9 protein-coding genes are annotated in these 11,068 nt (G+C 75.2%); 4 read left to right on the top strand and 5 right to left on the bottom strand.

What is annotated here, in order from left to right; genetic code table 11:
- Positions 1 to 203: 203 nt before the first annotated feature.
- Entirely contained in the window at positions 204 to 698 is a 495-nt protein-coding gene (locus AB0J71_RS22520) for a DUF3145 domain-containing protein (protein ID WP_352323642.1), read from the bottom strand.
- A gap of 175 nt (positions 699 to 873) precedes the next feature.
- Here AB0J71_RS22520 and AB0J71_RS22515 point away from each other — a divergent pair, with 175 nt between their 5' ends.
- The 4 genes from AB0J71_RS22515 to AB0J71_RS22500 all read left to right on the top strand — a co-directional run bounded on the left by AB0J71_RS22515 (position 874) and on the right by AB0J71_RS22500 (position 5,597).
- The gene (locus AB0J71_RS22515; RefSeq protein ID WP_352323640.1) at positions 874 to 1,887 is read left to right on the top strand and encodes a S8/S53 family peptidase; all 1,014 of its coding nucleotides are present in this window, start codon (positions 874 to 876) and stop codon (positions 1,885 to 1,887) included.
- Positions 1,888 to 1,959: 72 nt separating this feature from the next.
- Positions 1,960 to 2,520, top strand: coding sequence for a sigma-70 family RNA polymerase sigma factor (locus tag AB0J71_RS22510; protein WP_352323639.1), 561 nt, complete (start codon positions 1,960 to 1,962; stop codon positions 2,518 to 2,520).
- Positions 2,517 to 2,978 carry a hypothetical protein gene (locus tag AB0J71_RS22505; RefSeq protein WP_352323638.1) on the top strand — a complete coding sequence of 154 codons (462 nt, stop codon included), beginning with the start codon at positions 2,517 to 2,519 and terminating at the stop codon, positions 2,976 to 2,978. The genes AB0J71_RS22510 and AB0J71_RS22505 overlap by 4 nt, the downstream gene beginning before the upstream one ends.
- Positions 2,979 to 3,044: 66 nt before the next feature.
- Positions 3,045 to 5,597: a CHAT domain-containing protein gene (locus AB0J71_RS22500; protein WP_352323637.1), complete on the top strand. Its 2,553-nt coding sequence runs from the start codon at positions 3,045 to 3,047 to the stop codon at positions 5,595 to 5,597.
- Between the two features lie 13 nt (positions 5,598 to 5,610).
- Here AB0J71_RS22500 and AB0J71_RS22495 read toward each other — a convergent pair whose 3' ends face one another.
- From AB0J71_RS22495 to AB0J71_RS22480, 4 genes are all read right to left on the bottom strand, one after another.
- Positions 5,611 to 6,423, bottom strand: a complete 813-nt coding sequence (locus tag AB0J71_RS22495; RefSeq protein WP_352323636.1) for a sulfurtransferase — start codon at positions 6,421 to 6,423, stop codon at positions 5,611 to 5,613.
- Positions 6,420 to 7,532, bottom strand: a complete 1,113-nt coding sequence (locus AB0J71_RS22490) for a nucleotide pyrophosphatase/phosphodiesterase family protein (RefSeq protein ID WP_352323635.1) — start codon at positions 7,530 to 7,532, stop codon at positions 6,420 to 6,422. The genes AB0J71_RS22495 and AB0J71_RS22490 overlap by 4 nt, the downstream gene beginning before the upstream one ends.
- Before the next feature lie 128 nt (positions 7,533 to 7,660).
- Complete coding sequence (locus AB0J71_RS22485; protein ID WP_352323634.1) at positions 7,661 to 8,251, bottom strand: DUF5998 family protein; 591 nt, start codon at positions 8,249 to 8,251, stop codon at positions 7,661 to 7,663.
- Between the two features lie 96 nt (positions 8,252 to 8,347).
- Positions 8,348 to 11,017 (bottom strand): GNAT family N-acetyltransferase, encoded by a 2,670-nt coding sequence (locus AB0J71_RS22480; RefSeq protein ID WP_352323633.1) that lies wholly within the window; start codon positions 11,015 to 11,017, stop codon positions 8,348 to 8,350.
- Positions 11,018 to 11,068 lie beyond the last annotated feature (51 nt).

The raw sequence follows: 11,068 nt of genomic DNA, 5'->3' as shown, positions 1-11,068 counted from the left end.
AACGCTCGGCTGGGAAACCCCAGCCGAGCGTCTCACCAAGCTCCTGGCAACAGCCAGTTGATCAATCAGTGTTGCGACGACCCCTTGACTTCACCAGACCCGGTGCGGGGCCTTTCCGTCGTCCGGTAAGCCGGCCGGCCCCAGGGCATGACGTGCGTGCCGCGGGGCGCCCCCGGCAGGCGCTGGGCGGGAGGTGGAGCGGGTCAGACGGCGGCGTGCAGCCAGCGGACGGGAGCACCGTCGCCGGCGTACCTGAAGGGCTCCAGCTCTTCGTCCCACGGCCGGCCGAGCAGCTTGTCGAGCTCGTCCTCCAGCACGCACCGGCCCTGGGCGGCCATCATCATGGCGGCACGCAGCCGGTCTTCGGGGATCATGATGTCCCCGGCCGCGCCGATGACCGCCGTGAAGGCGCCGAGCGTCGGCGTGTAGGCGTGTCTGGAGCCGTCGACGCCGGGCGAGGGATCCTCGGTGATCTCGAATCTCAGGCGCTGCCAGCCCATGAGGGAGGAGGCGATGGCCGCCGCGATGCCGGCGCGGCCCTCCCACTCCGCCTGCGCGCGCACGACGTTCGGCGCCGCTGGTTGGGGTGTCCACGTCAGATCAACGGGCACGCCGAGGACACCCGCGACTGCCCATTCGATGTGAGGGCACAGCGCGGGCTGAGCCGAGTGGACGTAAAGCACGCCACGAGCAGACACCGGACCTCCCGTTTCGGTACGAGGTGCGCCTTCCCCAACGGCCTCGCCCCGGGATGATCACAAGTGACTAGGGAGAGACTACCGTCGGTCGCCATCGGACACCAGAGGGGGGCCATACCAAGTTGGTGCGGGCGTGTCACGTGACAGTTGTGGCGGGCGGGGAAACAACCGCCTCATGGACATGCAATCTGTCGGCGAGGCGTTCATCCGGCCAGGTCAGGTGCTGGTCGACCGGGGCGCGGTGTCGGCCGCCGCCCGCTGGACGCAGGCGGTCTCCGAAGCCGACGGGGTCACCGTCCTGCACCTGTCGGCGGGGGTGGACCCGTGCGAGATCACCGCCGAGCTGCGCGACCGGGGCTTTCGGGCCTCGCCCAACCACGTGCTCACCGGCCAGCCGCTGTTCTTCGGCGGGCCGGCGTCCCGGCCGTTCCCCACGCCGCCCGTCGCCTTCAGGCCGGCCAGGTCGCGTTCGGAGGTGGTCGTGGCCCTGCTCGACACCGGCGTGGCCAAGCACCCGTGGTGGTCGGGCAGCGACTGGTACGCCCGGCTCGGCCCGGAGAGCGCCGACGCGGCCCAGGGGGCGCAGGCCGGGCACGGCACGTTCGTCGCCGGCCTGCTGGCCCGCCGGGCGCCGGGCGCCAGGCTGCGGGTCCGCCGGGTGCTCGACGGCGACGGCCTGGGCGACGAGGCGACCGTGGTGCGCACCCTCCACCGCATGCGCGAGGACCCGCCCCAGGTGCTCAACCTCTCCTTCGGCTGCCACTCCTTCGACGACCGGCCGCCGCCCCTGCTGGCCGACGCCATCGGCGCGCTGAAGGACACGGTGACGGTGGCCTGCGCCGGCAACACCGCCTCCGACCGGCCGTTCTGGCCCGCCGCCCTGCCGTGCGCGGTGGGCGTGGCGGCCCTCGACGCCGCCCAGGAGCGCCGCGCGCCCTTCTCCGGGTACGGCACCTGGGTCGACGCCTGCGCCCGAGGCGACTGGCTGACCAGCAGCTTCCTGGACGTCGGCGAGTTCGCCGGCTACGCGGCCTGGAGCGGCACGTCGTTCGCCACCGCGCTGGTGTCGGGGGCCGTGGCCGACGCCGCCCGGCGCGAACCGGCCAAGGAAGCGGTCGAACGACTGCTCGACCCCCGGCAGTCCCGGCAAATTCCCGATCTGGGAGTTCTCGTACCCACGAGTCTGTAGAGTTTACGCTCAGTCCTCGGCCAATCACGGTGAGGCAGGATGACCTCCCCGTGCGGGACGAAAGGAGGCCGCATGAGCGACTTGCGCGATCCGGCGGAGCTGCTCCGCGACGCGGCCGACGGCGACCGATCCGCCTGGGACGAGCTGGAGTCCCGGTTCGGCCCGCGCATGTGGGCGCTGGCCCGCTCGTGCGGGCTGGGCGAGGCCGACGCCGCCGACGCGGTCCAGGGCGCCTGGCTGCGGCTGCTCCAGCACATGCACGACATCCGCGACCCCTCGCGGGTGGGCGGCTGGCTGATGACCACCACCCGCCGTGAGGCGCTCCTGCTGCTCCGGAAGGAGCCGTCGGGCCTGCTGGTCGCCGATCCGGAGGGCAGGCCCACGTTCGGGGCCGTCGAGGAGCCCGACCCCGCCTCCGCCGTGCTGGAGGCCGACGGCAGGCGGCTGCTGTGGAAGTCGGTCTCCGCCCTGCAGGAACCCTGCCGCACGCTGCTGCAGCTGGTCGCGACCGATCTGGGGAACCAGCAGATGGCGATGCGGCTCGGGTTGCCGGTGGGCAGCGTGGGGCCGACCAGGGCCCGCTGCCTGGAGAAACTGCGCACTCTGCTCTCACTACAGGAGACAGCGCAATGATCAACGACGAGTACTTCCTGGCGGCGCTCCGGCTGGCCGCCGGCATGGACCCGATGCCCGGGCACGTGTCGGCCGCCGCGCGTGACATCTACGGGCTGCGCGTCCCCCAGGCGGTGACCGCCAACCCCGCCGACCACGGCGGCGGCCGGGCGGCGCGGTCCGGGGCGCCCGACCGCGACGACGGCTCGCATCTGGTGCGGTTCGTCACCGACGGTCTCACCTTCGACCTGGAGGTGACCGTGGGCGACGGGCTGATCGACGTCGCCGGGCAGATCTTTCCCGATCCCGGGGAGGGCGCCGCCATCGACGTGCGCACCCCCCACCTGACCCTCACCCGGCAGGTCGCCCAGGACGGCCGGTTCGCCGCCACCGGGCTGCCGCCCGGGTGGCTGAGCATCGTGTGCCACCGTCCCGGTCATGCCCCCGTCCAGACCAGGTGGGTGCGCATCCGGCCGTGACGCCGCCGTCTGCGCACTCCTCCGAGCCGTACGTCCCCACCCCTCCTCCCCGCCGGTCAGCCCGCCATGAGCGTCACTTCTCCCCCACCCGGATCAGCAGCCGACCACGGTCCGCTCGTCGAGGCGGCCGAGGCCGCCGTGCTGCGCGCGCACGTCGATCCCGAGCAGGCCCTCTACGCCGGCCGCACCGTCCTGGCCGCCGCCCGCCGGGCCGAGGCGCCCGAGGCCGAGGCGATCGCGCTGCGCGCCATGGCGCTGGCCGCCCGCGAGCTGGGCGATCTCCTCAGCGCCGAACACTGTCTGCGGCAGGCCATCGCCATCCCGGGCGTCCCGGCCGACCGCCGGGCCCAGGCGCGGCTGTCGCTGGTCACCGTGCGCACCGAGCGCGGGCATCCGCTCCAGGCCCTGCGCGTGGCCGCCCTGGCCTGGGCCTACCTGTCGCCCCTCGACCGCGCCAAGCTCGACACGCAGCGCGCGGTCGCCCTGGCCCACCTGGGCCGCCACCAGGAGGCCATCGCCGCCTGCGACCGGTCGCTGCGGGCCCTCGTGGCCGCGCCCGGCACGGTCGACGACCGGCGCTTCCTGGCCGGCGGCCTGCTCAACCGCGGCCTGATCCACGCCTACCGCGGCGACTGGAACGCCGCCATGCGCGACATCGCGGCCTGCCTGCAGATCGCCCAGTACGCCGGCCTGCGCCACCTGGCCCGGCTGTCGGCCGCCAACCTGCCGTTCCTCGCCGTGCGGCGGGGGGACATCGCGGGCGCGTTCGAGCACTACCGGGAGGCCGAGGACACCCTGTTCGGCTTCCCCGAGCGGCTGGCCACGATGCGGGCCGACTTCGCCGGCGCGCTGCTGGCGGCCCACCTGCCCGGCGAGGCCAGGGCGATGCTGAGCCTGGCCGTGCCCGACCTGGAGTCCTCCGGCGCGCAGGTGGCGCTGGCCGAGGCGCGGCTGAAGCTGGCCCAGGTCGAGCTGCTCACCGGCGACCCCCACCGGGCCCGGCAGGTGGCCGAGCAGGCGGCGCGCGAGCTGGCCGAGCAGGAGCGGCTGACGTGGTTGCCGCTGGCCGGCGAGGTCGTCCTGCGCGCCCGGCTGGCGCTCGGGCCGGTCACGTCCGAGCTGGTCAGCGAGCTCATCAAGTGCGCCGACGAGCTGGAGGACGTCTCCTCGCACGTGGCCGCCGCCGCGGCGCTGCGGCTGAGCGCGGCCGAGGCGGCGCTCGCCGTCGACGACCATCCGGTGGCCTCGGCCCAGCTGCGCAGGCTCACCCGGCACGCCGAGCGCGCCGAACGCTGGATGCCGGCCGGCACCCACCTGACCTCACTGGCCCCCGAGCCGCAGCCCACGCAGCTCGCGCAGATCCCGGTGACCGTACGCCAGCACGCCCTGGCGCTGGAGGCGGCGCTGCGGGAGGACGTCACGGGGGCCCTGCGGGCGGTCCGCGACGGGCTGGCCGAGGTGAGCGGGCAGGTGGAGACGTTCGAGGATCCGGCGCTGCGGGCGCACGCGGCCCGGTCCGGCGAGCGGCTGGCCGCCTTCGGGCTGGGCCTGGCGGTGCGCGACGGGTGCGCGGGCGAGGTGTTCGAGTGGGCCGAGCGGTGGCGCGCGGTCGCGGCGCCGGAACACGCGTGCGGCCTGGTGGAGATCGACCGGGTCCGGGCGGCGCTCGACGGCGCGGCGCTGGTGGAGTTCGTGGCCGACGAGGAGACGCTGCTGGCGGTGCTGATCACCGCCGACCGGCTGGTCCTGCGGCGGCTGGGCGGCGTGCGGCAGGCGCGTGAGGCGATCATGCGGCTGCGTCACACCCTGCGTCAGTGGGGTGCCGGGCTCGACGTCGCCGCCCCCGCTCAGGCGCTCACCGAGCTGACCGGCGCCGGCGCGGAGCTGGAGCGGCTGCTGCTGGGGCCGCTCGTGGCCGAGCTGGGAGACCGGCCGCTGGTGGTGGTGCCGGTGGGGCCGTTGCACACCCTGCCCTGGGGCGCGCTGCCGGGGCTGCGGGAGCGTCCCGTGAGCGTGGCGGCGAGCGCGGCGGCGTGGGTGGGCGCGCGGCGGCGGGCCCGCCTGCGGGAGGGAGCGCCGCTGGTGATGGCGGCGGCCGGTCCCGAGCTGGCCCACGCCGAGGAGGAGGTGGCCCGCGTGCTGGCCTGCCACCCGGGCGCGCGGGCGGTGCCCGGCCGCCGGGACGCCGTGCTGACGGCGCTCGGCGAGGCCGACGTCCTCCATCTGGCCGCGCACGGCGCCTTCCACGCCCGCAGCCCGCTGCTGTCCGGCATCACCCTCGGCGACGGGCAGCTCATGGCCTACGACCTGCTGGGCCTGCACCGCGCGCCGGAGCTGGTCGTGTTGTCGGCGTGCAACTCGGGCATGGCCCGCACGCCGGCGGAGGGGGCGCCGCTGGGGCTGCCGGGCACGTTCCTGGCGCGCGGGAGCTCGTGCGTGGTGGCGGGGATGGTGCCCATCGGTGACGAGGCCGCGATGGCCATGATGGGCGCCTTCCACGAGCTGCTGGCCGCCGGGCAGGCGCCGGACGCGGCTCTGGCCTGCGCGTCGGCCAAGACCGGCCTGCTGGGGTTCGTCTGTTTCGGGGCCGGCGACCGGCCGGTCCGTCCGGCCGGCTGACCGCGTCCGGGCGTCAGCCGGTGGCCACCGGGCGGGCGGGGTCGGCGACCCAGTTCGACCAGGAGCCGACGTAGAGGGCCGCGGGCACGCCGGCCAGCTCCAGGGCCAGCACCTCGTGGGCGGCGGTGACCCCCGACCCGCAGTAGGCGCCCACCGGGACGCCCTCGCGCACGCCCAGCCCGGCGAAGCGGTCGCGCAGGACGGCGGGGGCGAGGAACCTGCCGCCCGCGTCGAGGTTTCCGGTCGTGGGCGCGCTCACCGCGCCGGGCACGTGCCCGGCCACCGGATCGACGGGCTCGACCTCGCCCCGGTAACGCTCGGCGGCGCGGGCGTCGAGCAGCACGCCCTCGGCGGCCACCGCGGCGGCCTCGTCGGCGGTCAGCGTCGGCATGCCGCCGGGCCTGGCGGTGAAGTCGCCCGGCGCGACCTCGGGCTCGTCCTTCGTGACCGGCAGGCCGGCCTCGGCCCAGGCCGCCAGACCGCCGTCGAGCACGCGTACGGACTGATGGCCGAAGTAGCGCAGGGCCCACCAGGCGCGGGCGGCGGTCGTGGAGCCGGTGTCGTCGTAGACCACGACCGGACGCCCGTCGGAGACGCCCAGCGCGCGCATGGCCCGCTGGAACTCCTCGGCGCCGGGCAGCGGGTGGCGGCCGGCGGGGCCGGGGGGCGCGGCGAGGTCGGCGTCGACGTCGCAGAAGACGGCGCCCGCGAGGTGCCCCTCGCGGTAGAGCTCCACGCCGGGCGGGCCGCCGAGCCGCCAGCGCACGTCGAGCACGGACACGTCGGGCAGCGCGGCGAGCTCGGCGGGCGTGATCAGCGCACTCATCGGGTGGATACCTCCAGCAGCGGGACGTTGAGCTCGGCGGCGGTCAGCGAGCCGTGGTAGCCGGTGAACAGCGCCTCGATCGGATGACGGGTGGGGGCGGTGACGGCCAGGCCGGCACGGGGCACGGCCACGACATCGCCGATGCGGCCCAGCCACGCCTCGCGCACCCGGGGCCCGAACCAGCCGGACTCGACCGCCTCCTGCCTGGACACTACCCAGGCGCGGTCGCCGAGCGTCGCCCGCCACGCCTCCAGGACGTGCCCGGCGGCTCCGGGCTCGGCGTAGACGTGCCTGGCCCGGGCCTCGCCGCCGAGCAGCGCCACGCCCTCGGTCAGCCCGGGCACACGCTCGGCGTCGAGCTTCTCGGTGGCGTTGACCATGCCGTGGTCGGCGGTGACGTAGAGGGCCGAACCGGGCGGCAGCGACTCGGCCAGCCGCCGGGCCAGGCCGTCGACGACGGCCAGCTCGGCCAGCCACTCCTCGCCACCCCATCCGGACATGTGGCCGACGGCGTCGAGCTTGCCGTAGTAGGCGGTGACGTGGGCGCGGGGCGCGGCGCGCAGCACCTCGCCGACGCGGGCGACGATGTCGTCGACGCCGTCGGCCGGCACGTAGCGCACGCCGCGGTAGACGGCCCTGGTCAGGCCGGAGTTCTCGAACTCGGCGGGGGCGACGTAGACGGCGTCGACGCCCTGGGCCGCGGCTCGCTGGTAGACGGTGGGGGCGGGCTGCCACTCCTCGGGGTCGATCGTGCGGCCGCCGGGGAGGGTCCAGCGCAGGCAGTTGAACAGGTGGCCGGTGCCGGGGACGGCCAGCGTCAGGCCGACCATGCCGTGCTCGCCCGGGGTCAGGCCGGTGCCGAGCGAGCACAGGCTGGTGACGGTGGTGGCGGGGAAACCGGCGGTGAGGGTGCGGGCGGGCAGGGCGGACAGGAAGGGGGCGGTCTCGGGGTGGGCGCGGAGCAGCTCGGCCCCCAGGCCGTCGACCAGGAGCAGGCAGACGCGCGCCGCGGGGTCGAGGGCCAGCGGGTTGGGCTCGGTCAGGCCGAGGGCGGCCAGCAGCGAACCGGGGAGGTCCGCCAGCGACCTGGCGCCGTAGTCCGGCAGCATCCCCACATCCTAGTGGCCGGGGGTGGTCGGGCGGCGGCTCTGGCGGTGGCTCTGGCGGTGGCCCTGACGGCGGCCCTGACGGCGGCCCGGTGGGGCCGGGCGAGGAGCCGGACGGCGGGCCGTGGTGGTCAGGCGGCGGCTCGGGCGGTGGCCTCGGACAGGGCCTTGGCGAAGGCCAGCACGTGGGTGACCGCCTCGGGGCCGTCGGCCGCCTCGCTGACCCGCAGCGACAGGTCGTCGGCGGTGATCGCGCCGGTGTAGCCGTGGTCGGCGTCGCAGTTCTCGTCGCCGCAGGTGGCGGGTTCCAGGTCGACGTGGGAGATCGCGCCCCAGCCGATGGTGAGGGTGACCTCCGTGGGCGGGACGCCCGGCACGTAGGAGGCCGGGTCGGGCACCACGCGGGTGACGGCCACCGACTGCACGCGGCTCAGCCGGACCGCCTCGGTGGTCGTGGACGCGTGGGAGGCTGAGACGCCCTCGACCGCCGGGTGCTCGTCGGTGTGGCAGACCAGCAGCCTCGTCGTCGACAGCACCAGGACGGTGACGTGCCTGCGGACCTCCATCGCGGGATCGAAGGTGGCCTCGTGGTGGACCACGAACGCGGTCACGGCCTCCTTGCCCAGCGCGGATTCGACCGCATCGGTGACGAGGTCGGGGTAGTAGCCGCTGCGCTCGATCGCTTCACGCAGGCCCGCGGCTGAGACTCGGGTTTCCCTCATGCCTCCATCCTGCCAGGGCCGCGCAGTGCACTCACCCGCCAGACATAACGCTCTATGAACGTCTTTGTCTAGACATGAACGACATTGGGTGCGCGGTCAGGAGAGCCGTCTCGGGCCGCCGTCCAGGCGTGGTCCGGCCGGGGTGCGCAGGGTGGCGCGGGCGCCCAGGATCAGCACCTCCGACTCGCCCACCAGCACCTGGTCGAGGTCGAGCCGGGCCACCTGCGGCAGGTCGTTGGCCAGGCGGCCCACCCGGACGAGCAGCTCCTCCAGGGCGGGGACGGCGACGGGCGGGTAGCCGTACTGGCCGAACAGCAGCGGGGCGGCGCGCACGGAACGCACCAGGGCGGCGGCGTCCTCGCCGGTCAGCGGGGCCAGCCGGAAGCCCTGGTCGAGCAGCAGGCGGGCGGTCACCTCACCGAGCCCGAACGAGACCACCGGCCCGAACGCGCGGTCCTCGACGACCCCAACGACGGTGGGCACGGCCGGCTGCGGCGCCATGCGCTGCACGGCCAGCTCGACCTCCTCGCCGAGCTGGTCGGCGAACTCGGCGTAGGCGTGACGGACCATCTCGGGACCGGTGAGCCCCAGGCGTACGGTGCCCGCGCGACGCGAGGCCCCCGGATCGGCCACCTTGAGCACCACCGGCCAGCCGAGCCGTTCGGCGGCGGCCACGGCCTCCTCCGGCGAGCGGACGACCTCGGCGGGCCAGACGGTCAGCCCGTAGGACGACAGCAGCTCGGTGGCGTCGATCTCGACCGGCGGGCCCGGCTCGGCGAACCCGCCCGGCTCCTCCCCCGCCGGGGCCGGCGCGCCGGCCAGCGCGGCCAGCACCAGCTCGCGGGCGCGGGCGGTGTCGAGGCCGTCGAGCTCGGGCGGCGGCACGGCCGGATGCGCCCGCCAGGTGGCGTACCGCACCACGTGGGCCAGGGCCCTGACCGCCTCCTCCGGCGCCGCGTACGACGGGATGGAGCCCCGCGCGGGCGTGCCGCCGGAGCCGCTGGGCACGCGCAGCGACGGGTGCATGCCGAGATGCCCGCGGAACGTGGCCAGCACCGGCTTGGCGGACCCCTGCGAGACGCGCAGCAGCTCGGCCGCCACCTCGTCCGACTCGCCGGGGATCGGCGGCATGTAGATCACGACGGCCGCGTCGACCTCGTCGGCGGCCAGCTCGCCGGCCAGCGCCGCGCCGAACTCGGCCGGCCCGGCCGCGGCGCCCAGGTTGACCGGCGGGCGCGGTTCGAGGCCGGCCGCCAGGCAGGAGTCGGCGGCCAGCAGGCCGAGGGCGTCGGAGTTGGTCACGAGCGCGACCCTGGGCCCGGCGGGCAGCGGCTGGTAGGCCAGGAGCTGGCCCACGTCGAAGAGCTGGATGAGGTCGTCGACCCTGATCAGGCCGGCCTGGGCGAACAGGGAGCTGATCGCGGAGTCGGGCAGCCCGAGCTCCTCGGCCGAGTGGCCGGCCGGGGTGCCGCCGCTCTTGACCACCACGATCGGCTTGTTGCGCGCGATGCGCCTGGCCAGCCGGGTGAACTTGCGCGGGTTTCCCAGCGACTCCAGATAGAGCAGGATGACCTCGGTCGCGGAGTCCTCCTCCCAGTACTGCAGGAGGTCGTTGCCCGAGACGTCGGCGCGGTTGCCGGCCGAGACGAACGACGAGATGCCCATGCCGCGCTGGGCCACGCGCTGGAGCAGCGCGGTGCCGAGCGCGCCCGACTGGCTGAAGAAGCCCACCCGGCCCCGCCCCGGGACGGTGGCGGCCAGCGTGGCGTTGAGCTTGACGGCCGGGTCGGTGTTGGCGATGCCCAGGCAGTTGGGGCCGACCACGCGCAGGCCGTAGGAGCGGGCGATGCGGGCCAGCTCGTCCTGCCGGGCGCGGCCGGACGCGCCGGTCTCGCCGAACCCGGAGGAGACCACGACCAGCCCGTGCACGCCCTTCTCCGCGCACTCCTTGACCACGTCGAGGACGCCCTCGGCGGGCACGGCCACGACCGCCAGGTCGACCTCGCCGTCGATCTCGGTCACGCTGGGGTAGGCCCGCACGCCCGCGACGGCCCGCACCTGGCGGTGGACGGGGTAGACCGGGCCGGTGAAGTCGGCCGCCAGCAGGTTGCGCAGGACGGTCTGGCCGACGCCGCCGGGCTCGCGCGAGGCGCCGATGACCGCGACCGACCCCGGGGACAGCAGGCGCGCGATCGACCGCGACTCGGCCCGGTGCTCGCGCGAGGTCGTGACCTCCGCCGAGGTCTCGGTAGGGGTCAGGTCGAGGGTCATCCGGACGACGCCGTCGGCGAACTGGCTCTGCGCGGTGTAGCCGGCCTGCCGCAGGACGCCCATCATCTTCATGTTGGCGGGCAGCACGTCGGCGACGAACCGCTCGATGCCGCGCTCGCGGGCCGTGGCCGCCAGGTGCTCCAGCAGCACGGAGGCCACGCCCCTGCCCTGGTGGGCGTCCTCGACCAGGAAGGCGACCTCGGCCTCGCCCGGCTCGGTGCGGTCGTAGCGGATCACCGCGACCATCTCGGCGCCGATGGTGGCGATGAGGGCCACGCGGTTGACGTAGTCGACGTTGGTGAAGCGCTCGACGTCGCGGTCGGACAGCCGGGGCCGGGGGCCGAAGAACCGGAAATAGATCGACTCGGCCGACAGACGGGAGTAGAAAGCACGGAGACGGTCGGCGTCGGCGGGCCTGATGGGGCGCACGTGAGCGGTGCCCCCGTCGGCCAGGACGACGTCGGCCTCCCAGTGAGCCGGATATTGTGCCTCCACGCCACGAGCGTAAACCCGCATCCCACATGCCAAGACCGGTGGGCCTCTTGG

It is taken from the genome of Nonomuraea sp. NPDC049637, from assembly GCF_040675235.1.
Classification (GTDB): Bacteria; Actinomycetota; Actinomycetes; order Streptosporangiales; family Streptosporangiaceae; genus Nonomuraea.
Note: the sequence above shows the minus strand (reverse complement) of the source record. Positions and strands in the feature narration are given on the sequence as shown.